The sequence below is a fragment of the Sphingomonas sp. genome (genome assembly GCF_965227385.1).
Taxonomy (GTDB): Bacteria; Pseudomonadota; Alphaproteobacteria; order Sphingomonadales; family Sphingomonadaceae; genus Sphingomonas.
In genome coordinates this window covers 449,288-475,363 of record NZ_OZ245750.1, presented here as the reverse complement: position 1 = coordinate 475,363, position 26,076 = coordinate 449,288, and the positions used below count along the sequence as shown (strand labels likewise).

Below are 26,076 nucleotides of genomic sequence, written 5' to 3'. Positions count from 1 at the left end.
GGGCGGGGCCATGAGGCTGTTCGCGATCAGCCCGCCGCCAGTGCCGCGAGGAGCAGCAGGGCGACGATGTTAGTGATCTTGATCATCGGATTGACCGCCGGACCGGCCGTATCCTTGTAGGGATCGCCGACGGTGTCGCCGGTCACCGCGGCCTTATGGGCTTCCGAGCCCTTGCCGCCATGATTGCCGTCTTCGATATACTTCTTCGCATTGTCCCATGCGCCGCCGCCCGAGGTCATCGAGATGGCGACGAACAGGCCCGACACGATCACGCCGAGCAGCATCGCGCCGACCGACGCGAAGGCGTTGGCCTGGCTGTCGACGGCCAGGATCACGAAGTAGAGGACGATCGGCGACAGCACCGGGAGCAGGCTGGGGACGATCATTTCCTTGATCGCCGCCTTGGTCACGATGTCCACCGTCCGGCCATAGTTCGGGCGGCTGGTTCCCGCCATGATGCCGGGATTGTCGCGGAACTGGGCGCGGACATCCTCGACCACCGCGCCGGCTGCACGGCCCACGGCAGTCATGCCGAACGCGCCGAACAGATAGGGCAGCAGCGCGCCGAGCAGCAGGCCGACGATGACGAACGGATTGCTGAGCGAGAAGTCCACGACGATGTCGGGGAAGTAGCGCGTCAGATCCTCCGTATAGGCGCCGAACAGCACCAGCGCGGCGAGCGCCGCCGAGCCGATGGCATAGCCCTTGGTCACCGCCTTGGTCGTGTTGCCCACGGCATCGAGCGCGTCGGTGCGGGTGCGGACGTCATCGGGCAGCCCGGCCATTTCGGCGATGCCGCCGGCATTGTCGGTGACGGGGCCATAGGCGTCGAGCGCGACCACCATGCCGGCGAGCGCGAGCAGCGAGGTGGCGGCGAACGCCACGCCGATGATCCCGGCCAGCTGGAACGATGCGATCACCGCGACGACGATCACCAGCGTCGGCAGCGCGGTCGATTCAAGGCTGATCGCCAGCCCCTGAATGACGTTGGTGCCATGGCCGGTTTCCGATGCCTTGGCGATCGAACGGACCGGGCGGTATTGCGTGCCGGTATAATATTCGGTGATCCACACCAGCGCCCCGGTGACGCCCAGGCCGATCATCATGCACCAGAACAGGTCCATGCCGGTGAACGCCTGATCGCCGATCGCGACGTCGAGGTCGCCCAGCGTGTACTCGGTCGCGAACCAGATCGCCGGGATGGCGAGGATCGCTGTGGTCCAGAACCCCTTGTACAATGCGCCCATGATCGACTGGCTGCTGCCGAGCCGGACCATATAGGTACCGATGATCGAGGTGATGATGCACACGCCGCCGACGATCAGCGGGAGTGCCATCAGCGCGAGCATCGCATCGTCGGCGAGACCACCGACGAGCAGCGCGATCGAGACCATGGTGAGGCCGATGGTGACGACATAGGTTTCGAACAGGTCGGCGGCCATGCCGGCGCAGTCGCCGACATTGTCGCCCACGTTGTCGGCGATCACGGCGGGGTTGCGGGGATCATCCTCCGGGATTCCGGCCTCGACCTTGCCGACCAGGTCGGCGCCGACGTCCGCAGCCTTGGTGAAGATGCCGCCGCCGAGCCGGGCGAAGATCGAGATCAGCGACGCACCGAACGCCAGTGCGGTCAGCGCCTTGATGATATCCTCGCCATTCGCGGCTTCATTGGCGGGGCCGACCAGATACCAGAACAGCCCGGCGATTGAGAGCAGGCCGAGCCCGGCAACGAGCATGCCGGTGACTGCGCCAGCGCGGAAGGCGAGGGTGAGGCCACCCTGCAGCGAACCGCGTGCCGCCTCAGCCGTGCGGACATTGGCGCGGACCGAGATGTTCATGCCGACATAGCCGGCGACGCCCGACAGGATCGCGCCGATCAGGAATGCGACGGTCGACAGCGCGCCGAGCGTGAAGAACATCACGGCGGCAACGACGACGCCGACAATGGCGATGGTGGTGTATTGGCGGCCGAGATAGGCCTTGGCGCCTTCCTGAATGGCGGCTGCGATATCCTGCATCTTCTGGTCGCCTGCCGGTGCGCGCAGCACCTGTTGCGACGTCACCAGGCCATAGAGCACGGCAATCAGGCCGCACACGATGGCGATATAGACAATCGTCATCTGGTATCCTTCCCCTGTGAATCCCGCAGGTCGTCCGGATCTTGCTGCCCGGTACAAACCGCGTCGGGGTGGAGCGTAGAGAGGGGCGGGGGGCTGTCAAGCGGCGTGGTGGATCGGCGGATCGTCCGACGATGCTGACAAAAAAACGGGGTATCCTGCGCGGGGGACGGGGACGCGCCAGGGTGGCGACCGGGAAGGGGCGCGTTGGCGACCGCTGCGCGACGAGGACGCGACAGTGGGGCGACATGCGCGCGACGGGCTGACAACACGGGCGCGATCGGAAAGCGACTGGCTGACAACAGGCACGCGACCGAAGCGCGCCGGGTCGGCGGTGCGGGGGTAGGTGAGTCGGTTGCGGTCGGCTTCATCGATCAGGGTAGATCAGAAGAAATCCAACATTTGAAGGGGTTTGGGGGGCTTCTCAATCCTCCCCCAAAAAGGGGGAGGATCATCAATGTTCAGCCGCCGTGGCGGTAGCCGAGCCTGGCGGGCAGGGGGACGGGCGCGCCGTTCGCCGTGAGGGTTAGGCCATTGCCGGTGCTCGCAGTGCCGATGCGCGTTGCGGCGACCGGGGGGGCGACGCCTTCGGGTAAGGTGAAGAGCAGTTCGTAATCATCGCCTGCGCAGGCTGCGTCGAGGACGGGGCCGGGGAGCGCAAGCGGGAGGGCGTCGAGGTCGATGGTGAGGGCGATGCCGCTGGCTGTGGCGAGCCGCTGGGCATCGATCAGCAGGCCGTCGGACACGTCCATCATCGCGGTGGCGAGCGGGGCGAGCGCCTGTCCCTCCGCGACGCGCGGGCCGGGGTGAAGATAGCGGGCGAGATCGCGCGGGTTCCCGTCCACGCCGAACGCCGCGCCGCCGATCGTGCCGGTGACCCAGAGCGTATCGCCCGGCTGCGCGCCGGTGCGCAGGGGGACCCGGGGCGGCGCGGTGCCGATGGCGGTGAGCGTCAGGCTGCGCGGGGCGTCGGCGGGCATCGCCACCGTGTCGCCGCCGATCAGCGGCATGGCGTAGGTGGTAAGCGCCTGGTTGAGGCCGTCGAGAAACGCGCGGTCCCACTGCGCATCGCCCGACAGGCTGTAGTTGAGCAGGCACGCGAGCGGCGTCGCGCCCTTGGCCGCAAGGTCGGAGAGGTTCACCGCCGCGAGCCGCCAGCCGACCGATTGTGGCGGGTCGTGCGGGCGGTAATGGACCGACTCAACCATCGTGTCGCTGGTAAGGATCAGGCGACCCGCCGCGACATCGAGCTGGGCGGTATCGTCCGCGAGGCTCGCCGCCGCAGGATGCGTCGCGATGGCGCGCAGGGCGGTGAGGAAGGTGAACTCGTCGGACATCGGTGCAGGGGTAGGCGAGGACACGGAGCGAGGAAAGGCCGGAGCCTTCAGCGCAGGGGCGCCAATTGCCACGCAAGCGCGACATTGCCTGTGAACACCCCCCGCCATTGCGACAGGTCGGCGCGGCTGGACTCGTCGAACTCCTGCGCCCGGGCGGCGCGGGTGAGGACGCCTTGGCTCGCTTCGCGGATCAGGGTGCGGGCGACGGGGAGGCCGGTGTTGTTGGCGGCGAGGAAGCGGGCGAGGTTGTGGGCGGCGCGGATGCGTAGCGGGGTGTCGGGGCTGAGGCCTGCGCGCGCGCCGGCATAAGCGAGCAGATAGAGTTCGAGTGCGCCGCTGCGCTTGCCCTGCGCATCGAGATTTTCCGCCAACATCGTCTGGGCGAGCGTGGTGCGCGGGTCGCCGGGGGGTAGCACCGCTTCGCGTGTCATCAATCCGGCGCGCAGATAGGGTTCGGCGATCAGCCGCGCGGCGTCGGGCTGACGCGCGAGCAGCTCGGCGAGGTTGAGCATCGAGGTACCGAGGTCGTAATGGCTGGCCTTCAGCCGATCGCGCCGGATCGCGAACGCGGCCTGGTGCTCGGCCAGCGCGTCCTTGTCCCGCCCGGTTCGGGCGAGCAGCACGCCGAGGTTCGAGCGCGCGGTGGCGATGGCGAGGAGGTTGTCGGGCAGCCTGTCCTGCCGCACCGCGACCGCGCGGCGGAGCGCGGGTTCGGCCTCGCCGTAGCGGCGCTGTTCGGCGAGCACGATGCCGAGGTTCATCAGGTGATCGGCGAGCAGTTCGGGATCGCCATTCGCGCTGGCCTGAAGCGTCTGCGCCGCGACGCGCAGCACCGGTTCGGCTTCGCCATAGCGGCCGCCGCGCAACAGCACCGCGCCGAGCGTGCCGCGCACGATGCTGGTATCCTCATGCGCCGGGCCGCGGAGCGTTTCCATCATGCCAAGGGCGGTGCGGGCGGCGCGTTCGGCCTCGTCGAACAGGCCGGCGGTGGCGAGCAGTTCGGCAGCGGCGACAAGGCCGAGGGCGCAGTCTTCGCTGGATGGGGTGGCGGGGGTGCAGTTGGTGCGCGACTCCGCCGTCGCCTGAAGCACGGCTTCGCGGGGCAAGGCGGAGCCGCTTTCGTCGAGCTGGAGGCCGAATTTGAACTCGTCCGCGGCGGCGGGGGTGGCGATCAGGGCGAGCAGCAGGGCGAGGCGGCGCATGGCGAAGATGTGCGCCGCCGCCGCGCGTCGGGCAACAGACGAATGCGGGCGTGTTGCGCGGGGGCGCATTCGTATGCAGCATCGTTCCGGCGCGCCGGGGTGATAGGCTGGAGCAAAAGCATGCGGGAGGAGCGGATGGACTGGACGCGGCGCGAGGTACTGGGTGGAGCCGTGGCGGGGCTGGGGCTGGCGGCGTTACCGGCTACGGCGCAGGTGACGGGCGGGCGGATCGTGACGCTGGATGCCTTTCCGTCGCGCCATGTCGCGGCGCGCAAGGTGCTGGTGTGGCTGCCCGCGGCCTATGACGCGCGGCGGTCGGCGCGGTTTCCGGTGCTGTACATGCATGACGGGCAGAATCTGTTCGACGGCAAGTCGGCGTTCGCCGGCGAATGGGGCGTGGACGAGGCGATCGCGCGAATGGCGGCGCGCGGCGACCTGCGCGACACGATCGTGGTTGGGATCGTGAACACGGCGGCGCGCTACCGCGAATATTTTCCGGAGAAGGTCGCAGCGCATCTGCCCGAGGCGTATCGTGCGGCGGTGCTGGAGATGGCGGGCGGGCCGTTGCTGGGCGACGCCTATCTGCGCTTCATGGTCGAGGAACTGAAGCCGGCGATCGATCGGCAGTTCCGCACGCTGGCGGGATCAGCGGACACGTCGGTGATGGGATCGTCGATGGGTGGGCTGATTTCGCTCTATGCGATCGGGGAGTATCCGCGCGTGTTCGGGCAGGCGGCGTGCCTGTCGATCCATTTGCCGCTGGCGGCGCCGATGGCGCCCTATAGCCGTCCGCCCGAGGGGCCAGAGGCGGTGGCGCGGGCGCTGCGCGCCTGGCTGGTCGGGAGCGCGTTCGATCCCGCGCGCAACCGCGTCTATCTCGATCATGGCACGATGACGCTGGACGCGGCGTATCCGCCATTCGCCAAGGCGGTCGAGGCGATACTGCCGACACTGGGCTGGGTGCCGGGGCGCACATTCGAGCTGCGCAGCTTTACCGGTACCGAGCATAACGAACGGGCGTGGCGCGAGCGGATCGATATTCCGCTCGGATTTCTTGACCGCCGCCGCTGAGCGCGGCGACCGTGTTCAGCTGCACTGAACCGGCACCGGCCCGCTCCCCCACCCGGCCACCCATAGAATACACTGTCGTTGGGTGGTCGGGCGGGGGAGCGGGCCGGTGCCGCCTTTCGAAAACGGACTCTCAGACGGCCTTCAGCGCCTCCTCGAAGTCCGCGATCAGGTCGTCGGCATTTTCGACGCCGATCGAGATGCGCACCAGGTTGTCGGTGATGCCGAGTGCCTGTTTGCGCGCGTCGGGGACCGAGAGGTGGGTCATTGCGGCGGGGGCGCTGGCGAGGGTTTCGGTGCCGCCGAGGCTGACCGCGAGCTTGGCGATCCTGAGCGAATCGAGGAAGGCGAACGCCTCCTTCTCGCCGCCCTTGAGGTAGAGCGAGAAGGTCGATCCGGCGCCGGTGCAATGGCGGTCGTAAATGTCGCGCTGGCGGCTGCCTTCGGGGAGGAAGCCGAGATAGCCGACGCTTTCGACCTTGGGATGGGTGCGCAGATATTCGCAGACCTTGGCGGCGTTTTCGCCTGCGCGCGACATGCGCAGTTCGAGCGTCTCCAACGACCGCAGCAGCATCCACGCGGTGTTGGGGTCGCAGATCGTGCCGATGGTATTGCGCATCAGGCGGATGGTGTTGATCAGCTCCTTCGAGCCGAGCACGCCGCCGGCGACGAGGTCGCTATGCCCGCCGGCATATTTGGTCAGCGAATAGACGACGAGGTCCGCCCCCTGCTTGAGCGGCTGGGCCCAGAGCGGGCCGAGGAAGGTGTTGTCGATCGCGATCGGCGGCTTGTTGGCGCCGGTGAAGATCGCGTCGCGGCTGGCGGCGACGGCCTCGACATCGACCAGCACGTTGGTCGGGTTGGCGGGGCTTTCCAGATAGATCAGCGCGACATTGCCCGATGCGGCCTTGCCAAGCACCGCGTCGATCTCTTCGCGCGTGGCGCCGGCGGGGAAGTCGAGCCAGTGGACGCCGAACTTGCCGAGGATGCGCGCGATCAGCGTTTCGGTGGCGGCATAGAGCGGGCCGGAGTGGACGATGGTGTCGCCCGGCTTGACCATCGCGAGGAACAATGTGGCGATGGCGGACATGCCGGAGGAGAAGGCGAGCGCGTCTTCGGCCTCTTCCCACACGCCCAGGCGATCCTCGAGGATTTCCTGGTTGGGGCCGTTGAAGCGTGAATAGACCAGGCCCTCGGCCCCGCCGGGACGCTTGCCGGTGACGCCTTCGAAATGGCGCTTGCCCGCGGCGGCATTGGGGAAGACGAAGGTCGAGGTGGCGAAGATCGGGGGCTTCAATGACCCTTCCGACAGCATCGGGTCATAGCCGTGACCCATCATCAGCGTGCTGGGGCTGAGCTTGCGGCTGCCGATCGTGTCGGCGGACGGCTTGGGACGGCGGCGCGGGGTGGTACCGGTCAGGGCGGCTTCGTCGGGGGTCTGGTCGGGGCTGTCGGTCATTGCGGGCCGCTCCTGGTATCAAGTGAAACTAGTTACCGCAGCCGTCGCACCGAACGCTTACCCCGTCAATCCAATCACGCTGATCTGACGGCCGTAATCGGGTGCCCCCTCATGGGTGGCGCGGCGATAGCTGAAGAAACGCGCGGGGTCGGCATAGGTGTCCGCGCCAAGTGCCGCGATCCGGCGGAGGCCGGCGAGCGCCAGGCGGTGGACGACATAGGCCTCAAGGTCGAACTGGTGGTGGCCGGGCTTGCCGGGGGTGAAGAAGCGGTCATTGGCCGGGTCGGCGGCGGCGAAGCGGGCGAGGAAGGCGTCGTCGACCTCGTAGCTGGCGCGCGCGATGCACGGGCCGACCGCGGCGGCGATACGGCTGCGGTCGGCGCCGAGCTCTTCCATGCGGGCGATGGTCGCGTCGGTGACGCCATACAGCGCCCCTTTCCACCCGGCATGGGCGGCGGCGACCACGCCGACCTCACGGTCGGCGAACAGCACGGGGGCGCAGTCGGCGGTGAGGATGCCGAGCAAGATGCCGGGGCGGTCGGTGACGAGCGCGTCGGCGTGCGGGCGGTTATCCTCGTCCCACTCGTCCGCGACGATCACCGCGTCGGGGGAGTGGACCTGATGCACGGTGGCGAAGCGGCTGCCGGGCGCGATGGCGGCGATGACGCGGCGCTGGTTTTCCTGCAGTTCGGGCGTGGGGGGCAGGCCGCGGCGACCCATGTCGAGGCTGGCGGTGGGGCCGGTGGTGACGCCGCCGGTGCGGCCGATAAAGCCGTGCGCGACGCCGTTCAGCGCTGCTGCACGCAGGATCGTGAGGTCGCTCACAGCGCCAGCCGCATCACGAGATCGCGGTCGATCTGGCGGCCGACCGGGAAGGCATAGTCGCCGACATGGACGAAGCCATATTTGGCATAAAAGGCAATTGCGCGGTGGTTCTCCTCGAACACCGTCAGCAGCAGCGCGGGGGCGCGGCGGGCGCGGGCGGTGGTCATGGCCCAGTCCATCAGCGCCTGGGCGACGCCGCGCCCGTGCCAGTCGGTCGCGACGTAAAGCTGCGCCAGTTGCGCGTCGGCGGGGCCGGCCTGTTCGAGGCTGGGCGGGACCATCTTGGCATAGCCGACAATGGCTCCGTCTGCGCGAACGACGGCCCAGGTGATCGCTGGATTGGCGAGGTCTCGGCGCAGGCGGCCATCCTCGCCGCAATTCTCGTCGAGAAAGGCGGCGAGATCCTCGGGCCGGTAGAAATGGGCGAAGGTATCGCGCCAGCTGGCCTCTGCCATCGCATCGAGCGCGGCGGCGTCGGCGGGGGTGGGGGTATCGATGGCGAGGGTGGCCGTGATCGTCATTCTCCAAACCCCGCCGGGACCGGCCAGCCCGGCGCAGTAAGCGCGACGGCCTTGAACAATTCGCCCATCGCGTCGTCCCCGATCAGTCGGTCGCGGGCGGCGGCGATGTCGTCGGCGCGGTCGGGCGCGGCGCGGGTCAGCGCGTCGGCGCGCGGTTCGATGCCGAGTTCGCGCAGCCAATCGCCCTGCGAGACGGGGCCATACGCCTCCAGCCCTTCGACCCGTGCGGCTTCGATCAGGGTGCCGAAATCGACATGGGCGGTCAGGTCGGCCTCGCCCGGATCCTCGAACGGATTGACATAGGCGTGGCCGCGCACCGCCTGAAGCGTGTCGCCGATGGCGGGGCCTTCATAGCCATAGTCGATGACGATCGCCGCGCCGCCCTGGTGCAGCAAGCGCGCGGCGAGGGCACGCAGGATCGCGACGCTGGGGGGCGAGGTTTCGAGGATCGACCCGTCGGGCGCGTCGCGGAAGTGCGGCGGGATGATCGGATCGAAAATGGTGTTGCCGATCACCGGCAGGAACAAGGTGTCCTGACAAGCGACCAGCCGCTCGCGCCACCCTTGCGGCGTCTTGACCAGTTGCCGGATCGGGAGCGCGTCGAAGAATTCGTTGGCGACGACCAGCAGCGGCTTGTCATCGGGAATGCCGACGAGATCGAGCGACCATTCGGCGTGCGGTACCGCCTTGGCCTGTTCGGAGCGCAGCGTCGGGCTGTTTTCGACGAAGTGGACCGGCGGGGTGAGGCCGGCGCTGCGCATGGCGCGCAGCGCGTCGGCGGCGAGCGTGCCGCGGCCCGGGCCAAGCTCGACATAATGGCAGTCGGGGCGACCGGCGCGGTCCCACAGATCGGCAAGCGCGAGGCCGACCAGCTCGCCGAACATCTGGCTGATTTCGGGCGCGGTGGTGAAGTCGCCGCGCGTGCCGAGCGGGTCGCGCGTCGCGTAATAATGGGTGTTGGCGGCGCCCATGAACTGCGACAGCGGGATCGGCCCGGCGAGCGTGATCGCGCGGGCGATCCGCTCGGGGAGTGGGCCTTCGGTATTCGGCGCGTCGGTCATCGTCCCCCCATCCGTTTGGCGTGAGGCTGTCAAAGGTGCGCGCACGGGGTGCGCAGAAGGCACTTCGACAGGCTCAGTGCGAACGGCTGTTATGCAATCGTCTGGTCGCCTGCAAACGGCTCGACGCGCTCGCGGCGTTTCTTGGCGGTGGCGATGAGGTAGATGCCGCCGAAGATCATCGGGAGCGTCAGCAGCTGGCCCATGTGCAGGCCGGGCGTCGCGAAGATCGTGCCGTCGAACTGCGCGTCATGTTCGCGGAAGAATTCGACGAACCAGCGCGACAGGCCATAGCCGAGGATGAAGGTGCCGACGAGCTTGCCCGGCTGATAACGGGCATCGGTCTTCCAGAACAGCAGCCACAGGATAATGCCGACGAGCAGACCTTCAAGGCCGGCTTCGTAGAGCTGGCTGGGGTGGCGGGCGAAGGTTTCGCCGGTCAGCTGCTGGCGGTCGTTCATGTCGTGGACGATGCCCCAGGGGACGGTGGTGGGGTGGCCCCACAGCTCGCCATTCACGAAATTGGCGATGCGCCCGAAGAACAGGCCGAAGGGGACACAGCAGGCGACATAATCATGGACGCGCAGCCAGTTGAGCTGTTCCTTGCGGCACAGCCACAGGATTGCCAGCATCACCCCGATCGTACCGCCATGGAAGGACATGCCGCCTTCCCACAGCTGCAGCAGCTTGAGCGGTTCGAGGAACAGCGCGGGCTGGTAGAAAATCACATAGCCGAGCCGCCCGCCGACGATGATCCCGATCGTGGCGTAGAACACCATGTCGTCGGCATGGCGGCGCGCCATCGGCGCACCCGGCTGGGCCAGCAATTTGAGCAGACACCACCAGCCGATCAGGATGCCCGCGATATAGGCGAGCGAATACCATTTGAGCTGGAAGAAGCCGAGGTCGAGCGCGACCGAATGCAGGCCGAGGTCGCTGAACTGGATATGGGATGTCGCTTGCGCGGCGGCGGTCAGGATCACGGTTCGGGCTCCCCGGGGGTTCGGCGCTGTCCTATCGAGATATGACGGCAACGCCAAGACAGTGGATCGGACCGCGCACAGCTTTCCTACAAATGAACCTGTATAGACCCAGTGGGGGTCTTTGCGGCCATTCTGTGCTCCAATTCGACTGGATCAATCGGACGCGATGGCGCGCGCGAACCGGATGGTTCCGTCCGGTCGCGTCAGCACAAGGCCGTCGCCCCGGGGTTCAAGATACGCGCCGGTCAGGTCGACAACGCCGAAATCGTTGGGCGTCAACAGAAAGATCGCGACCGTTCCGGCATCGGCGCGCAGCGGTAACGGCCCGGAATCGATCCGATAGCTTTCCTTGCTGAACGTCACGAAGCGCGGACGTCGCGTCTCATCGGCTGGGAGTGTCCACGGCTCGCCGGCCACATAGGACTCCAGCGGCTGTCCGATGTCGAAATCGATGCGTAGGTCGATGCCGGGAATGTCGCGCCCGTTCGGTGCGACGAGACGGATCGCAAAGGCGTCGTCGGGCCCCTGTTCGACCCGACTGGCGGTAATGGTCGGCGCCACCGGCCGGGGATCGCTGACCAGTTCGATCCGGTCACCCACCCGTGTCCAGCGGCCCCGCGCTCGTTCATCCAGCGATCCGACGGTCAGGCCATATTCGAATGTGCCGTCGCGGTTGAGGCGCAGCCCTGCCGCCAGCTCCATCTGTGTGGAGGAATAGTCCCCGACGGCTGGATCGACGGCGATCGGTGGAGCGGCCTCGGCGATATCCTGCGCGCGTGCAGGCTGTGCCAGGAGCGCCGCCGCCATACAGAGTTGGGCAATGCATCTGAACATCGACATCGCCGTTTGTATAGGGGTGCGGTCGTGTCGTTCAACCGCCATGGACGTGTCCAGCGAAGCCGGGGAGAAAGAGATGCGGATGATATGGGCAGTGTTGGTCATGTTGATCGCCACGTCGGCAGGGTCGGATCCGGCGATCGCGGGGTCAGCGCGCGGTGGCGCAAAAGCCACGGCTATCCAGGCCGGTTTAGGCTGCACCCGCGACGCCAATGTCGATAGTTGCTGGCGGGCCGGGGTCCAGGCGGAGAAACGCGGCGATGCGGCGGCAGCGCTTGCCGCATATGAAGCGTCCTGCGCGGCGGGATTTCAGGCGGGCGGCTGCTACGAAGCGGGCAAGATCTATTTCCTGAATGCGACACTGCGCAACTATGGCAGGTCGAAGGACAGGATGTTGCGGGTCTGCCAGTCCGATGATGCTGGCATCGCACCCTATGCCTGCAAATATCTGGGGATCATCTATCAGAAGGGGCTTTCGGTGAAGCCGCAGCCCGCTCAGGCCTTCAGCTATCTTGCGCGGTCGTGCTTTCCGAACGGCGAGCCGCTCATCGACGGCGGCGGCTGCGAGCTGCTGGCCAAGCATGTTCCCGATGCGGATGCGATCGAGGTTGCCGATGAGGTCTGGCACCCGGCCTATATCGCCTATCTCGCGTTCGCGATGGGGTGCAGTGACGACATGCCGGCGCAGTGCAATCAGGCGACGGTGATATACCAACGCGCCGTCGCGCAGTCGGCCGGATGGCTTGCGCGTTGCACCGAGGACGCGGAGGCGGTGGCATGGAAAGGATGCCAAGACATGGTCCGTTCCGCGTCCGTGGACGATTATGAAGCGCGCCAAGCGTTCCGCCGTGCCATGGTACGGGTGTTTCATCGTGCCACCGATTATGCCGGCTAAGCGGAAAGCGCATGCGCTGAATCCCCCAGATCAGGCGCAGGGTCGCGATGCGTGCCGGTTCGGACGGCAGCGCTCTGTCCGCGTTCCCCTCTGACCGTGATGGACGGCAAGCATTGAGTGTGGCGCCCTGCTTTGCGCCCCGCTAGAGCGGCGGGGATGGAGCGCAAGGGCATCAAGGGGATCGACCGGCGCACGCTGCTGATCGGTGGCGGTGCGGGGATCGGGCTGATCGTCGCATGGGCGGCGTGGCCGCGCACCTATCTGCCCAATCTGCCGGTGCGGGAAGGCGAGGCGGCGTTCGGGGCGTGGCTGAAGATCGCGCCCGACGGCCAGGTCACCGTCGCGGTGCCGCAATGCGAATATGGGCAGGGCGTGTTCACGACGCTGCCGCAGATCGTGGCCGACGAGCTGGGCGCCGACTGGCGGCGGGTCGGGGTCGAGCAGGCGCCGCTGAACCCGCTCTATGCCAACGCGCTGGCAGCAAGCGAGCTGTTCCCCGGCGTGCTGCCCGACCGGCTGCGCGCGACGCATGCGCAGCGCAACGCGCTGGTGCTGACCGGTGCGTCGACATCGATGCGGCAGTTTGCCGAGCCGCTGCGCGAAGCCGGGGCGGCGGCGCGGGCGATGCTGTGCCAGGCGGCGGCGCGGCGCTGGGGCGTCGAATGGACCGCGTGCGACACCGCGAACGGCTTTGTCGTGCATGACAAGCAGAAGATCGGGTTCGGCGAGATTGCGGCGGAGGCGGCGGGCGAGCAGGTGCCGGCCGAGCTGCCGCTGCGCGAGGGCGATGGCGCGCGGTTGATGGGCGAGCCCGCGCCACGGCTCGACGCGCCGGGCAAGGTCACGGGCAGCGCGAATTTCGCCGCCGATATCCGCCTGCCCGACATGGTGTTCGCCGCGATCCGGCAAGGGCCGGTCGGCACGGTGAAGCTGCATTCGGTGGACGAGGCTGCGGCGCGCAAGGTTCCGGGCGTGCTGCAGATCGTCAAGGACGAACGCTGGGTCGCGGCGGTCGCCAATAACAGCTGGGCGGCGCAGCGCGCGCTCGACGCGATGAAGCCGCGGTTCGAGGTGGCGACCAAGGTCGACAGCGCGTCGATTCAGGCGGCGCTCGACGCCGCGCTGGATGGCGATGGTACGCGGATGGAGTCGGAGGGCGACCTGTCGGCGACGTTCAAGGGCGCGCGCGTGGTGACCGCCGAGTATCGCGTCGGCGTGGCGCTGCACGCGGCGGTCGAGCCGATGGCGGCGACGGCGAGCTTTGCCGACGGGCGCTGCCGCATCTGGATGGCGACGCAGGCACCCGGGCTTGCGCGCGCGGCGGTGGCGGATGTGCTGGGGATGAGCGAAGGCAATGTCGTGATCCATCCGGTGTTCGCGGGCGGATCGTTCGGACAGAATCTGGAGCATGACGTCGCACGGCAGGCGGCGCTGATCGCGCGCGAAGTGGGCAAGCCGGTGCAACTGACCTGGTCGCGCGGCGAAACGTGCCTGCACGACCGCTATCGCGCACCCGCCGCGGCGCGCATGACCGCGCGGCTGGGCAGCAATGGTGCGGTGGCGGGCTGGCTCGCCAAGATAGCAGCTCCCGCGAGCGCGCATGAGCTGGCGGCGCGGCTGATGGCCGGGGACGGTGCGATTGCGGCGGGGCTGAAGCTCGCCGGCAGCGGCGATCCGGCAGCAGTGGCGGGGGCGCGGCCGCCCTATCGCATCGCCAATCTGGCGGTCGATCACCACCCCGCCAATATCGGCATTCCAACCGGCTACTGGCGGTCGGGCGCGCATGGCGCGACGGCGTTTTTTACCGAAAGCTTCATCGACGAACTGGCGCATGTCGCGCAGATCGAGGCGCATAGTTTCCGCATCGCGATGCTGGGGGGCGAGCCGCGACTGGCGCGGTGTCTGTCGACCGTTGCGACGCTGGGCGGGTGGCAGGGCGGGCTTGCGGGTAGCGGGCAGGGGCTGGCGTGCCATGCCTTTGCCGGATCGTACATCGCGGTAATGGTCGAGGCGTCGGTCGGCGGCGACCAGCGGATCAAGGTCGATCGCATCGTCGCGGCGGTCGACTGCGGGCGCGTGGTCAACCCCGATGTGGTGCAGCAGCAGATCGAGGGTGGGCTGATTTTCGGCATGGCCGGGGCGTTGGGCGCGACCACCGGCTTTACCGGCAACATGGCGGAGGCGCGTGGGTTCGCCGATCTCGACCTGCCGCGGCTGGCCGACACGCCCGAGATCATGATCGAACTGATCGCGAGCGAGGCCGAGCCGGGCGGGGTGAGCGAGCTGGCGGTGCCGCCGGTCGCGCCGGCCATCGCCAACGCGATTCATGCCGCGACCGGCGTGCGGTTGCGGCAACTTCCTTTGATCCCCGGAGGCGAATGATGGCGTTACCGCAAGGCCACCCCGCGGTTGCGCCGCGGCGGATTGGCGTGCTGCTGGTCAATCTGGGCACGCCCGACGCGCCCGATGCGGGTGCGGTGCGGCGCTATCTGGGCGAGTTTCTGTCGGATCGGCGCGTGGTCGAGATTCCGGCGCTGATCTGGCAGCCGATCCTGCGCGGGATTATCCTGCGCACGCGGCCGGCCAAGTCGGCGCACGCCTATCAACAGGTGTGGACCGATGACGGATCGCCGCTCGCCGCGATCACCAGGCGGCAGGCAGTGGCGTTGCAGGCAGCATGGCCCGATGTGACGGTCGATTGGGCGATGCGTTACGGCAATCCGTCGATCCCGGCGAAGCTGAAGGCGATGAAGGATGCCGGGTGCGAGCGCATCCTGATCGCGCCGCTCTACCCGCAATATTGCGCGGCGACGAGCGCGACGGTGGTGGACAAGGCGTTCGAGACGCTGGCCGCGATGCGCTGGCAGCCCGCGCTGCGCACGCTGCCGCCCTATTTTGACGATCCGCGTTACATCGCGGCGCTGGCTGAGTCGGTGCGGACGCAATTGGCTGCGCTGGAGTTCGAGCCGGACGCGGTGCTGGCGAGCTTTCACGGGATGCCGCAGCGGACACTGGAGCTCGGCGATCCTTATCACTGCCATTGCCGCAAGACCGCGCGGCTGCTGGGCGAGGCGCTGGGGCGTGAACTGACGGTGACGTTCCAGTCGCGGTTCGGGCGGGCGAAGTGGCTGGAGCCGGCGACCGATACGGTGCTGGAGGGGCTGCCGGGCAAGGGCGTCAAGAAGATCGCCATCGTCGCGCCGGGGTTTTCGGCCGACTGCCTCGAGACGCTGGAGGAACTGGCGATCCGCGGGCGGGAAAGCTTCGAAGCGGCGGGGGGCACGCATTTTGCCTATCTGTCGTGCCTCAACGACAGTGCGCCGGGCATCGCGATGTTGCGCAGCATTGTTGCATCGGAACTTGCGGGCTGGGTGGCCCTTGCCTAGGCTGACGGCACCAGCCCGCTCCCCCACCCGGCCACCCAACGCCAGTATCCTATGGGTGGCCGGGTGGGGGAGCGGGCCGGTGCCGCGACACACGAAAGGTACGGAGAGATTATGGCACGGGTAGCGATCGTTACGGGCGGCACGCGCGGGATTGGCGAGGCGATCAGCGTCGCGCTGAAGGATCTGGGGATGACCGTCGCCGCCAACTATGCCGGCAATGACCAGCGCGCAGCCGAGTTTACCGAGCGGACCGGGATCAAGGCGTTCAAATGGGACGTCGCCGATTATGACGCGTGTCAGGCGGGAATCGCGGAGGTCGAGGCGGCGCTGGGGCCGGTCGATGTGCTGGTCAACAATGCCGGTATCACCCGCGACGGCACGATCCTGAAAATGACCTACCAGATGTGGAAGGAAGTCATGGACACCAACCTTGGCGGGTGTTTCAACATGGCCAAGGGCGTGTTCCCGGGCATGCGCGACCGCAAATGGGGGCGCATCGTCAATATCGGGTCGATCAACGGCCAGGCCGGCCAGTACGGTCAGGTCAATTATGCTGCGGCGAAGAGCGGCATCCACGGCTTTACCAAGGCGCTGGCGCAGGAAGGCGCGCGCGCTGGGGTGACGGTCAACGCGATCGCGCCGGGCTATATCGACACCGACATGGTGGCGGCAGTCCCGGCGGAAGTGCTGGAGAAGATCGTGGCGAAGATCCCGGTCGGACGGCTGGGCCAGGCGAACGAGATCGCGCGCGGCGTGGCGTTTCTGTGCTCCGAAGAGGGTGGGTTCGTCACCGGGTCGACGCTGTCGATCAATGGCGGGCAGCATATGTACTAAGGGCGCAGGGGCGGCGGGGCCGTGCAAGCGGAACCTGTCCGACGCCGAGCACGGGCTTTGCCCGTGCTGACACAGAAAAAGGGCCGCTCTCGCATCCGAGAGCGGCCCTTTTCTTCATCACAGCCCTATCAGAACCGCAGGCCGATCCCGGCGACGCCCTGGTGGCGGGTCATGCCGGCTTCGTAATCGCTGTAGCGATATTCGACCTTGGCAAAGACCTTCTCGCCCAGCTTGTGTTCGACGCCCGCGCCGAGGCGGAAGCCGTCGGCGTTGCCGTTGCCGGCGACGGTGAGCAGGCGGAAGTTGGAATAGCCCGCCTTGGCGTAGATCAGCGTCTTGCCGGCCACCACGCCGACGCGGCCGCCGATGTACAGGTCGCGGCTGGTTTCGGCGACGGTTGCGGCACCGGCCTTGAGCCGCGCGGTCGAGTCAGACACTTCGGCTTCGACCCCGAACACCGTGCTGCCCTTTTGCACGTCATAGCCAAGGCCGAAGCCGTAGATCAGGCCGTCGGGGTTGCGCACGCCCGGGGTGTTGAGATCGACCACGTCATAGCCGGTGATCACGGTCGCCTTGGCACCGCTGAAGTCTTCGGTGTCCTGCGCCAGCGCGGGGGTGGCGACGGTGGCGAGGGCGGCGGCGAGGGCCAGAGCGATCTTCTTCATGTCATGCGTTCCTTGCAAAATCGAATGTCGACGCGGCGTCGTGCCGCGGTGAGATCGATGTGCTGGAGCGGCCGCGTCCGAACCACTGACAGAAACTGAGAATGCGTGGCCGCTGACACTGGACTCACGCGACGAGGGGCGTAGGTTCCGGGCACCTGTCAGGGGGAATGGGTTCGATGAAGCATTTCGCACGCGCTGCCGCGGTTCTGGCACTGGCACTGACGCCGATCGCGGCATGGGGCGACTCGAGCCCGCAGGTGGTGCTGGCCACCCCCGGCATGGGCGATGGCGCGATCGAGCGCTATACCGTGCGCTTCAGCCAGCCGATGGTACCGCTGGGCGATCCGCGCGCGGCCGCTCCGATCAAGGTGACCTGCGCCGTGGGCGGCGAGGGGCGCTGGGTCGATCAGCAGACCTATGTCTGGGAGTTCGCCAGCCCGTTGCCGGGTGGGACGACCTGTACCGTCGCGCTGGAACAGAAGCTCAAGAGCCTTGCCGGCTATGCCGTGGCGGGCAAGCGTGAATTCATGATCGATGCCGGTGGGCCGACGGTCAAGGCCATGCTGCCGCAGCGCTGGGGCGGGGAGATCGAGGAGGATCAGGTCTTCCTGATCGGCACCAACATGCCCGCCACGCGCCAGTCGGTCGCCGCCAACGCCTATTGCGCGGTCGAGGGGATCGGCGAGAAGATTCCGGTCGAGCTGCTTGCGCCCGAAGTGCCGGGCAAGTTGCTGCAGGATTTGAACCCCAAGCGCTGGGAAGTGCGCAATTTCCTGAGCGAGGCCGGGATGGCCGAGGAACTGCCGGAAAAGGCGGAGGATCGCGCGCGGGTGCTGTCGAACGTCGTCGCGCTGAAGTGCGGTCGACCGCTGCCACCGGGGCGCGACGTGTCGCTGGTGTGGGGCGCGGGCGTGGCCGGGGCGGGCGGCAAGACCGCGGGTGCGGACCAGCGGTTCGACTTTACCGTGCGCAAGCCGTTCGAGGCGCGCTTCGAATGTTCGCGGGTCAATCCGCAGGCGGGGTGTAACCCGGTCAAGGAAGCGTGGGTGCGCTTCACCGCGCGCATCCCGCGCGAACAGGCCGAGGCAATCCGCATTTCGCTGCCCGATGGCAAGGAGCTCAAGCCCACGCTGAGCGATGAGGACAAGCGCGCCAATACGGTGAGCGACATCAAGTTCGCAGGACCCTTGCCCGCGTCGACCACGGGCAAGGTGCTGCTGCCCGAGGGGCTGAAGGACGAGAGCGGGCGGGTGCTGTCGAACGGCCAGCGCTTCCCGCTGGAGGTGCGGTTCGACGAGGCACCGCCGCTGGTGAAGTTTGCCGCGCCGTTCGGGATCATCGAGGCGCAGGAAGGCGGGGTGCTGCCCGTCACGGTGCGCAATGTCGAACCCGCGCTGCAGGGCAAGGGGCTGACCGTTGCGGGCCAGCAGTTGCGGGTCGAAGCGTCGGACGGGGTGATCGCCAAATGGCTGCGCACCATCGACGATGCCGACGACTATAAGAGCGACGAGGTCAAGAAGGGCGCCGAGACGGTCACGATCAACCAGACCGGAGCTAGGTCGATCCTGACCGGCAATGTCGGCGCCGCGCTGCAGCCGATCGCGCTGCCGGGCAAGGGCAAGGAGTTCGAGGTTGTCGGCATCCCGCTGGGCAAGCCCGGATTCTATGTCGTCGAGCTGGCGTCGCCGCAGCTGGGTCGTGCGCTGCTCGGTCGCGATGCGCCGCGTTATGTTGCCGCCGGTGCGCTGGTCACCAACATGGCGGTGCATTTCAAATGGGGCCGCGAGGGGTCTTTGGTGTGGGTCACCGCGCTCGACAGCGGCAAGCCGGTGGGCGGCGCGGATGTGCGCGTCACCGACAGCTGTTCGGGCCGGTCGCTCGCCACCGGCAAGACCGATCAATATGGTCGCCTGACCGTCGCGCAGGGGATTCCCGAACCGCAAAGCTGGGGCGGGTGCGAGGCGGGCAGTGCCCCGCCGCTGATGGTGTCGGCGCGCAAGGGCGATGATATGAGCTTTACGCTGACCGCGTGGGGCGAGGGTATCCGGCCGTACGACTTCGACCTGCGCTATGGCTATGAAGCCGCGAGCGACATCGTCCACACCGTGTTCGACCGCGCGCTGGTCCGCCAGGGCGAGAGCGTCAACATGAAGCATATCCTGCGCCGCCCGGTCGCTAACGGCTTCGTCTTCCCGGAAGGGTTCAGCGGCAAGCTGCGCCTGTCGCACAGCGGATCGGACACGCAGTTCGAGCTGCCGGTGACGATCAGCGCGATGGGCAGCGGCGAGACGCAGTGGAACGTGCCGCAGGGTGCGCCGATGGGCGACTATAACCTGCAATTCGTGAAGAGCGACGGCAAGGGCGGCGAGGAGACCGTCTGGACCAGCCAGTCGATCAAGGTCGACGAGTACAAGCTGCCCACGATGAAGGCATCGGTCGCCGGGCCGAAGGAAGCGGCGGTACGGCCCAAGACTTTGCCGCTCGACCTGTTCGTCGGGTATCTGTCGGGCGGCGGGGCGTCGAACCTGCCGGTCGAACTGCGCATCGGCTATTATGACGAGAGCGATACGCCCGATGGCTGGGACGGTTACAGCTTTGGCGGGCGCGCGATCGAGGAGGGGACCAAGCCGCTCAACGGCGATGGCGAGGAGGAGGATTCGACCGACCTGCCGCCGATGCAGACGCTGCCCGTGACGCTGGGTGCCGATGGCACCGCGCGGACCAGTGTCGACATTCCCCAGACGTTGACCGGCACCAGCCGGATGCGGGTCGAGATGGATTATCAGGACGCCAATGGCGAGGTGCTGACCGCGTCGCGCGGCATCACCCTGTTCGGTGCCGCCGTGCAGCTGGGCATCAAGACCGATGGCTGGCTGATGAAGGAAGACGATTTGCGGCTGCGCTTCGTCGCGCTCGATCCGCAGGGCAAGCCGTTGAAGGGCCAGAAGGTTCAGGTCGCGGTGTACAGCCGCGAGATCCTGACCGCGCGGCGACGGCTGATCGGCGGCTTCTACGCCTATGAAAACAACATGCGCACCACCAAGATCGGTGCGTCCTGTTCGGCGAAGACCGACGCACTCGGCCTGGCGCAATGTTCGATCGATCCGGGTGTGTCGGGCGAGGTGCATGTCGTGGCGACCACCACCGACAGCGCGGGCAATGTCGCGCGTGCCACCACGTCGGTGTGGCTGGCGGGCGAGGATGACTGGTGGTTCGGGGGCGACAATGGCGACCGGATGGACGTCATTGCCGAGGCGCAGGAGTATAAGTCCACCGATACCGCGCGATTCCAGGTGCGCATGCCGTTCCGTGAGGCGACGGCATTGGTGACGGTGGAGCGTGAAGGCGTGCTGTCGAGCTTTGTCACCGAGCTGTCGGGGGCCAATCCGGTGGTCGAGGTGCCGTTGAAGGGCGTTTATGCCCCCGACGTGTTCGTGTCGGTGATGGCGGTGCGCGGGCGCGTCGGCGGGTGGAAATTGTGGTGGGCGGATCTGGCGCGTCGCTGGAACCTGCCCTTCTTCTCACGCGAGGGGGCAAAGCCCACGGCGCTGGTCGACCTGGCCAAGCCGAGCTTCCGCATGGGCATCGCCAAGATCAAGGTCGGCTGGGAAGGGCACCGCATGGCGGTGACCGTCAAGGCGGACAAGGAACGCTATGCCGCGCGCGATACCGCCAAGGTGCAGCTGCAGGTCAAGAACCCCGATGGCAGCGTCGCGCCCAAGGCCGATGTCGCGTTCGTCGCGGTGGACGAGGCGCTGTTGCAGCTCGCCCCGAACGAGAGCCTGGATGTGCTGAAAGCGATGATGGGTGAGCGGCCGCTGTCGGTGCTGACCTCCACCGCGCAGACGCAGGTGGTCGGCAAGCGCCATTATGGGCGCAAGGCGGTGGCGGCGGGCGGCGGTGGCGGCGGCGATCTGTCGGCGCTGAACCGCGAGAATTTCCAGCCGGTGCTGTTGTGGCGCGGGACCGTGCCGCTCGATGCGCAAGGGCGTGCGCAGGTCGACGTGCCGCTGAGCGATGCGCTGACCGCGTTCAAGCTGGTCGCGGTGGCGGTCGGCAGCGACGGCCAGACGTTCGGCACCGGCGAGACGGCGGTGCGGACGGCGCAGGATCTGAGCATCTTTGCGGGCATCCCGCCGCTGGTGCGCGACGGAGATTTCTTCTCCGCCGGGTTCACGCTGCGCAATGGCTCCGACAAGCCGATGAAGGTGACGGCGAAGGTCGAGCTGTCGCCCAAGGTGGCGGTGGGCCGCGACCTGACGGTCGAGATCCCGGCGGGCGGGGCGGTGCCGATCGCGTGGAACCTGACCGCGCCAAAGGGCTTCGACAAATTGCAGTGGAAGGTCAGTGCGCGCGACGAGTCGGGCAAGGCGGTCGATGCGGTGACGGTGGTGCAGGATATTGCGCCGGCGGTGCCGATCGAAACCTGGGCCGCGACGCTGGCGCGCGTGGGCGAGGGCGGACCCATTGCGATCGCGCCGCCCGCCGGCGCACTGCCGGGTGTCGGCAGCGTGACGGTGCGGCTGACCGAGACATTGGTCCCGCCGCTGCAGGGCGTGCGCGATTACATGGCGGCATATCCCTATGGCTGTTTCGAGCAGCGCACGTCGCAGGCGGTGGTGCTGGGCGATATGGGCGCTTGGAACCGGCTGGCGGGCGAGATGCCGGTCTATCTCGATCGCGACGGGTTGCTGCGATACTTCCCGTCGGAGAGCCTGCGCGGGTCGGAGGCGCTGACCAGCTATATCCTGTCGATCACGGCGGAAGCCGGGCTGCCGATCCCCGAAGCATCGCGTGGCCGGATGATCGAGGCGCTGAAGGCAGTGCTCGACGGGCGGCTGCGGCATGATGACTATGGCGATGTGCGGCTGCAGAAGGTCGCGGCGTTCGCGGCGCTGGCGCGGCAGGGCGCGGCGAATGCGGCGATGCTCGGGCAGCTCGGCATCACGCCGGCCGACATGCCGACATCGACGCTGGCCGATTATATCGCGGCGCTGGGCCGGGTGCCCGGCCTTGCCAATGGTGCGCAGTTGCGTGCGGCGGCGGAGGGCGTGCTCAAGACCCGGCTAGTCTATGAAGGCACGCGGATCGACCTGTCTGACAAGGGCGATACGCCGTGGTGGCTGATGGCGTCGGGCGACGAATCGGTGCTCAAGGCGCTGGTCGCGACGCTGGGCCGTCCGGCGTTCCAGGGCGAGGGGCCGAAGATGATGGTCGGCGCGGCGCTGCGCCAGCAACGCGGGCATTGGGACACGACCACCGCGAATGCGTGGGGCGTGATCGCCGCGCGCAAGTTCGAGGGCGTGTATCCGGCGGCACAGGTGGCGGGGATCACGACGGCGACGATCGGCACGCAGACGGTGACGCGCAGCTGGCCGCTGGCCGAGGCGCAGCGCAGCCTGTTGTTCGCGCTGCCCGCACGGCAGACGCCGCTGGTTCTCGCCCAGTCGGGCGGGGCCGGGCCATGGGCGAGCGTGCAGGTCAAGGCGGCGGTGCCGCTGACCCAGCCGCTCAACGCCGGCTATAAGCTGACCCGCACGGTCGAGGTGGTGCAGGCCAAGACCAAGGGCGTGCTGACGCGCGGCGACGTGCTCAAGGTGACGCTGACGGTCGAGGCGACCGCGGATCGCAACTGGGTGGTGATCAGCGATCCGGTGCCGGCGGGCGCGACGGTGATCGGCTCGCTGGGCGGGCAATCGCAGATGCTGGCCGAGGGCACGGGCGCCGGCGGCACCAGCTATGTCGAGCGCGGGCGCGATGCGTGGCGCGGTTACTTCGCCTGGATGCCGCGCGGGACGCACAGCGTGAGCTATGCGATGCGGCTGAACGCAGCGGGCCGGTTGCAGCTGCCGCCGAGTCGGGTCGAGGCGATGTACTCGCCCGAGATCCGCGCGGCGGTGCCGAACCAGCCGATGGTGGTGGCGCAGCGGTGAGGTGCGTGGGTCGGGTGTGATGCGTAGGCCAGTTTGCGATCGTCACCCCGGACTTGTGCCGGGGTCCACTTCGCCGCACGTCCGGTGCTCAAGCCTCTTGCTTCGCGCTCGCCTCGCGGTGGACCCCGGCACAAGGCCGGGGTGACGAAGGTGGAAAAGCTCTGGCACCGGCTTCACGGCCTCTGGACCCGGCTCGAAGCCGTCACGCATCGCGCGTGGTGGACCGGGCCGCGCATCGCGGTGACGGCGATCCTGGCGCTGGCCGGGGTGCATGTCGCGGTGGATTGGGCGACGCTGCCGCCGCCATTGCCGTCGCACCGGGGCACGGTGGCGGGGTGGAAGCCGTCCGAGGCGTGGCTGTACGACCGTGAGGGGCGGTTGCTCGACAGTTCGCGGGTCGATTTTCAGGCGCGGCGGCTGGCGTGGACGCCGCTGGACAAGATCGCGCCCGAGGCGGTGGAGGCGATTGCCAATGCCGAGGATCGCCGGTTTCGCGACCATGACGGCGTCGATTGGTGGGCGGTCGCCGGGTCGATCCGCGACCGGTTGGAGGGCAAGCGCGCACGCGGGGCGTCGACGCTGTCGATGCAGGTCGCGGCGTATCTGGCGCCCGATCTGGCCGCGCCAGGATCGCGCGGGATCGTGGACAAGCTGCGCCAGATGCGCGCCGGTGCGGCGCTGGAGCGTGGGTGGAGCAAGGACCAGATCCTTGAAGCCTATCTCAACCTCGCCGGGTTCCGAGGCGAGGCGCAGGGGATCGGCGCAGCGGCACTAGGGCTGTTCGGCAAGACGCCCGATGCGCTGACGCGCGACGACGGCCTGCTGCTCGCGGCATTGCTGCCCGATCCTGCGGCAGGGGCGGACAGCGTGGCGCGGCGGGCGTGCGCGCTGTCGCGCGACGAGGATTGCAGCCGCTTTGCCGGGGCCGCTGCGTCGATGCTCGGCCCGGCGCGCAGCCTGACGCTCGATCCCGGCCTCGCCATGCATCTGTCCAACCGGATGCTGACCCAGCCGGGGTTGAAGGTGAAGACGACGATAGACCTGGACGTGCAGCGCGTCGCGATCCGTGCGCTGCGGCGGCAGCTGGTTGGCTTGGGCGGCACGCGTGCGCGTGACGGGGCGGTGATCGTTGCAGACAATGAAACCGGCGAAATCCTCGCTTGGGTCGGCGGAATCGGCGGGGCGTCGACCGCGCCCTCGGTCGATGGCGCGGCGAGCTATCGCCAGGCGGGATCCACGCTCAAGCCGTTCCTCTACGCGCAGGCGATCGAGAAGGGGTATCTGACCCCAGCTTCGATCCTTGATGACAGCCCGGTGCAGCTCGACACCGCGTCGGGCCTGTATGTGCCGCAGAATTACGACCGGGCGTTCAAGGGGCCGGTGAGCGCGCGATCGGCGCTGGCCGGGTCGCTCAACGTGCCGGCGGTGCGGACCTTGATCCTGACCGGGGTGGAGGCGTTTCGCGATCGGCTGTGGGACAGCGGCTATCGCGGGCTGACCGAGAGCGGCGATTATTACGGGTTCAGCCTTGCGCTCGGGTCAGCGGAGGTGACGCTGGTCGAGCAGGTTGCCGCCTATCGCAGTCTCGCGCGGGGCGGGCGGTTCGCACCGCTGCATGTCGAGGCGGATGCCAAGTCGGAGGCGGATCGCGTGACGACGACGCCGCAGGCGGCATGGCTGGTCGCGGACATGCTGGCCGATCCGGCGGCGCGGGCATCGACCTTTGGCATGGACTCGGCGTTGCGCCTGCCGTTCTGGGCGGCGGTGAAGACGGGGACGTCGAAGGCGATGCGCGACAATTGGTGCATCGGCTTTTCCGATCGTTACACGGTCGGCGTTTGGGTCGGGAATCTGGAGGGCGATCCGATGCGCGCCGTTTCGGGGACGAGCGGGGCGGCGCCCGTTTGGCGCGACGTGATGATGGCGCTGCATGCCCAGCGGCCCGGCCGGGCGCCGGAGCGACCGAAGGGGATCGAGGAGCGGCAGGTTGACTTTAGCGGCAGTATCGAGCAGCCGCGCCGGGAGTATTTCCTCACCGGGACCGCAATGACGCAGGTCGCGGCAGCGCCGGCGGTGGCGCGGCGGCCGCGGATCGTCAGCCCGGTGGCGGGCAGCGTCTACGCACTCGACCCCGATATTCCAATCGAACGGCAACGCATGGCGATCAGCGTATCGGGGGAAATGATCGGCCACCGGCTGCTGCTGGACGGACGCGATCTGGGTAGTGCCGATGCGCGGCCGCTGGTGCTGGCAGGCCCGGGGCGACACCAGTTGCGGCTGGTGGCACCGGGTGGGCGCGTGGTGGATCAGGTGATGTTTACCGTCCGCTGAACCAAAGCGGAATCGGCGCGTTATCGCAGCCGGTCCTACCCTTTCGGGGCCGCAACAGAGTATCAGGCCGCGCTGACAGCGTATCCGTCGGCGCGGCCATTTTTACGTCTTACCAGAAGAAGTTGCGGTAGACACGGACCACATGGCCGCGGCGGGTGTCGACCAGCAGCACGTCGTCATAGTGCCGCACCCAGCGCTGGTAACGGCCGGCCGGGGGCAGGCGGTAGCGCCACGGATCGCTGATGTAATAGCGGCTGCCATAATAGGTCGGGGCGATGCGGACACCGGCGCGGAAACCCTGATAGCGGAACGGCGCACGCCAGTTGCCACGGGCATAGATGCCGCGATTCGAGCCGCGATAGGTGCGCCAGTCATTGTCGCCCCAGCGGCGGTTGCGATCCCGCACCGCGTCGCGATACTCGCGGCGCTCCTCGCGCACGTCACGCCGTTCGCGGCGGACATCGCGGCGGTCGCCATAACGGCGGGCATCGCGCAGTTCGCGCTGTTCCTCACGCAGGTCCTGGCGCTCGCGGCGCACTTCGCGCTGCGACTGGGCGCTGGCGGCCGGCACCATCACCGGCATGGCGACAGCGGCGATCAGCGCGGTTGCGATGAATTTCCTCAT

General features: G+C 68.0%; 18 protein-coding genes. 7 read left to right on the top strand and 11 right to left on the bottom strand.

Annotated features, from left to right (window positions below):
• Positions 1-26: 26 nt before the first annotated feature.
• The 3 genes from ACO05N_RS02225 to ACO05N_RS02215 all read right to left on the bottom strand — a co-directional run bounded on the left by ACO05N_RS02225 (position 27) and on the right by ACO05N_RS02215 (position 4,656).
• Positions 27-2,120, bottom strand: a complete 2,094-nt coding sequence (locus ACO05N_RS02225) for a sodium-translocating pyrophosphatase (RefSeq protein WP_422055575.1) — start codon at positions 2,118-2,120, stop codon at positions 27-29.
• Positions 2,121-2,578: 458 nt separating this feature from the next.
• Positions 2,579-3,454 carry a thiamine-phosphate kinase gene (gene thiL / locus ACO05N_RS02220; RefSeq protein WP_422055574.1) on the bottom strand — a complete coding sequence of 292 codons (876 nt, stop codon included), beginning with the start codon at positions 3,452-3,454 and terminating at the stop codon, positions 2,579-2,581.
• Positions 3,455-3,501: 47 nt separating this feature from the next.
• Positions 3,502-4,656: a tetratricopeptide repeat protein gene (locus tag ACO05N_RS02215; protein ID WP_422055573.1), complete on the bottom strand. Its 1,155-nt coding sequence runs from the start codon at positions 4,654-4,656 to the stop codon at positions 3,502-3,504.
• A gap of 135 nt (positions 4,657-4,791) precedes the next feature.
• Here ACO05N_RS02215 and ACO05N_RS02210 point away from each other — a divergent pair, with 135 nt between their 5' ends.
• Positions 4,792-5,727, top strand: a complete 936-nt coding sequence (locus tag ACO05N_RS02210; RefSeq protein ID WP_422055572.1) for an alpha/beta hydrolase — start codon at positions 4,792-4,794, stop codon at positions 5,725-5,727.
• Positions 5,728-5,857: 130 nt separating this feature from the next.
• Here ACO05N_RS02210 and ACO05N_RS02205 read toward each other — a convergent pair whose 3' ends face one another.
• The 6 genes from ACO05N_RS02205 to ACO05N_RS02180 all read right to left on the bottom strand — a co-directional run bounded on the left by ACO05N_RS02205 (position 5,858) and on the right by ACO05N_RS02180 (position 11,377).
• Positions 5,858-7,183, bottom strand: coding sequence for a cystathionine gamma-synthase family protein (locus ACO05N_RS02205; RefSeq protein ID WP_422055571.1), 1,326 nt, complete (start codon positions 7,181-7,183; stop codon positions 5,858-5,860).
• 57 nt (positions 7,184-7,240) lie between these two features.
• Entirely contained in the window at positions 7,241-8,008 is a 768-nt protein-coding gene (pgeF, locus tag ACO05N_RS02200; RefSeq protein WP_422055570.1) for a peptidoglycan editing factor PgeF, read from the bottom strand.
• Entirely contained in the window at positions 8,005-8,529 is a 525-nt protein-coding gene (locus ACO05N_RS02195; RefSeq protein WP_422055569.1) for a GNAT family N-acetyltransferase, read from the bottom strand. Before ACO05N_RS02195 ends, pgeF begins: the two co-directional genes overlap by 4 nt.
• On the bottom strand, positions 8,526-9,590 hold the full coding sequence (locus tag ACO05N_RS02190; RefSeq protein WP_422055568.1) for a class I SAM-dependent methyltransferase: 1,065 nt from the start codon (positions 9,588-9,590) through the stop codon (positions 8,526-8,528). Before ACO05N_RS02190 ends, ACO05N_RS02195 begins: the two co-directional genes overlap by 4 nt.
• 89 nt (positions 9,591-9,679) lie before the next feature.
• Positions 9,680-10,570, bottom strand: a complete 891-nt coding sequence (lgt, locus tag ACO05N_RS02185; RefSeq protein WP_422055567.1) for a prolipoprotein diacylglyceryl transferase — start codon at positions 10,568-10,570, stop codon at positions 9,680-9,682.
• A 153-nt stretch (positions 10,571-10,723) separates the two neighbouring features.
• Positions 10,724-11,377 (bottom strand): hypothetical protein, encoded by a 654-nt coding sequence (locus ACO05N_RS02180; protein WP_422055566.1) that lies wholly within the window; start codon positions 11,375-11,377, stop codon positions 10,724-10,726.
• A gap of 133 nt (positions 11,378-11,510) precedes the next feature.
• Between ACO05N_RS02180 and ACO05N_RS02175 the strand changes: the two genes are divergently transcribed.
• The 4 genes from ACO05N_RS02175 (at position 11,511) to phbB (ending at position 16,522) form a co-directional block, all read left to right on the top strand.
• The gene (locus ACO05N_RS02175) at positions 11,511-12,302 is read left to right on the top strand and encodes an SEL1-like repeat protein (RefSeq protein ID WP_422055565.1); all 792 of its coding nucleotides are present in this window, start codon (positions 11,511-11,513) and stop codon (positions 12,300-12,302) included.
• A gap of 156 nt (positions 12,303-12,458) precedes the next feature.
• Positions 12,459-14,684 carry a molybdopterin cofactor-binding domain-containing protein gene (locus ACO05N_RS02170; protein ID WP_422055564.1) on the top strand — a complete coding sequence of 742 codons (2,226 nt, stop codon included), beginning with the start codon at positions 12,459-12,461 and terminating at the stop codon, positions 14,682-14,684.
• Positions 14,684-15,688: a ferrochelatase gene (hemH, locus tag ACO05N_RS02165; RefSeq protein WP_422055563.1), complete on the top strand. Its 1,005-nt coding sequence runs from the start codon at positions 14,684-14,686 to the stop codon at positions 15,686-15,688. Before ACO05N_RS02170 ends, hemH begins: the two co-directional genes overlap by 1 nt.
• A 111-nt stretch (positions 15,689-15,799) precedes the next feature.
• Entirely contained in the window at positions 15,800-16,522 is a 723-nt protein-coding gene (gene phbB, locus ACO05N_RS02160) for an acetoacetyl-CoA reductase (RefSeq protein WP_422055562.1), read from the top strand.
• A 128-nt stretch (positions 16,523-16,650) separates the two neighbouring features.
• On the opposite strand, the gene ACO05N_RS02155 is transcribed toward phbB, so the two are convergent.
• Complete coding sequence (locus ACO05N_RS02155; RefSeq protein WP_422055561.1) at positions 16,651-17,187, bottom strand: outer membrane protein; 537 nt, start codon at positions 17,185-17,187, stop codon at positions 16,651-16,653.
• Positions 17,188-17,363: 176 nt separating this feature from the next.
• Here ACO05N_RS02155 and ACO05N_RS02150 point away from each other — a divergent pair, with 176 nt between their 5' ends.
• The gene (locus tag ACO05N_RS02150) at positions 17,364-23,120 is read left to right on the top strand and encodes an alpha-2-macroglobulin family protein (protein WP_422055560.1); all 5,757 of its coding nucleotides are present in this window, start codon (positions 17,364-17,366) and stop codon (positions 23,118-23,120) included.
• A gap of 234 nt (positions 23,121-23,354) precedes the next feature.
• A complete protein-coding gene (gene pbpC / locus ACO05N_RS02145; RefSeq protein WP_422058688.1) occupies positions 23,355-25,451 on the top strand; it encodes a penicillin-binding protein 1C in 2,097 nt (698 codons plus the stop codon).
• A gap of 109 nt (positions 25,452-25,560) precedes the next feature.
• Here the strand turns inward: pbpC and ACO05N_RS02140 are convergent, their stop codons facing one another.
• Positions 25,561-26,076: an RcnB family protein gene (locus ACO05N_RS02140; RefSeq protein WP_422055559.1), complete on the bottom strand. Its 516-nt coding sequence runs from the start codon at positions 26,074-26,076 to the stop codon at positions 25,561-25,563.

Excerpts from the sequence above, each read along its gene's own strand:
- ACO05N_RS02225 (WP_422055575.1), bottom strand. The coding sequence starts at position 2,120 with ATGACGATTGTCTATATCGCCATCGTGTGCGGCCTGATTGCCGTGCTC.
- thiL (WP_422055574.1), bottom strand. The coding sequence starts at position 3,454 with ATGTCCGACGAGTTCACCTTCCTCACCGCCCTGCGCGCCATCGCGACG.
- ACO05N_RS02215 (WP_422055573.1), bottom strand. The coding sequence starts at position 4,656 with ATGCGCCGCCTCGCCCTGCTGCTCGCCCTGATCGCCACCCCCGCCGCC.
- ACO05N_RS02210 (WP_422055572.1), top strand. The coding sequence starts at position 4,792 with ATGGACTGGACGCGGCGCGAGGTACTGGGTGGAGCCGTGGCGGGGCTG.
- ACO05N_RS02205 (WP_422055571.1), bottom strand. The coding sequence starts at position 7,183 with ATGACCGACAGCCCCGACCAGACCCCCGACGAAGCCGCCCTGACCGGT.
- ACO05N_RS02195 (WP_422055569.1), bottom strand. The coding sequence starts at position 8,529 with ATGACGATCACGGCCACCCTCGCCATCGATACCCCCACCCCCGCCGAC.
- ACO05N_RS02190 (WP_422055568.1), bottom strand. The coding sequence starts at position 9,590 with ATGACCGACGCGCCGAATACCGAAGGCCCACTCCCCGAGCGGATCGCC.
- ACO05N_RS02180 (WP_422055566.1), bottom strand. The coding sequence starts at position 11,377 with ATGGCGGCGGCGCTCCTGGCACAGCCTGCACGCGCGCAGGATATCGCC.
- ACO05N_RS02175 (WP_422055565.1), top strand. The coding sequence starts at position 11,511 with ATGTTGATCGCCACGTCGGCAGGGTCGGATCCGGCGATCGCGGGGTCA.
- ACO05N_RS02170 (WP_422055564.1), top strand. The coding sequence starts at position 12,459 with ATGGAGCGCAAGGGCATCAAGGGGATCGACCGGCGCACGCTGCTGATC.
- hemH (WP_422055563.1), top strand. The coding sequence starts at position 14,684 with ATGGCGTTACCGCAAGGCCACCCCGCGGTTGCGCCGCGGCGGATTGGC.
- phbB (WP_422055562.1), top strand. The coding sequence starts at position 15,800 with ATGGCACGGGTAGCGATCGTTACGGGCGGCACGCGCGGGATTGGCGAG.
- ACO05N_RS02155 (WP_422055561.1), bottom strand. The coding sequence starts at position 17,187 with ATGAAGAAGATCGCTCTGGCCCTCGCCGCCGCCCTCGCCACCGTCGCC.
- ACO05N_RS02150 (WP_422055560.1), top strand. The coding sequence starts at position 17,364 with ATGAAGCATTTCGCACGCGCTGCCGCGGTTCTGGCACTGGCACTGACG.
- ACO05N_RS02140 (WP_422055559.1), bottom strand. The coding sequence starts at position 26,076 with ATGAGGAAATTCATCGCAACCGCGCTGATCGCCGCTGTCGCCATGCCG.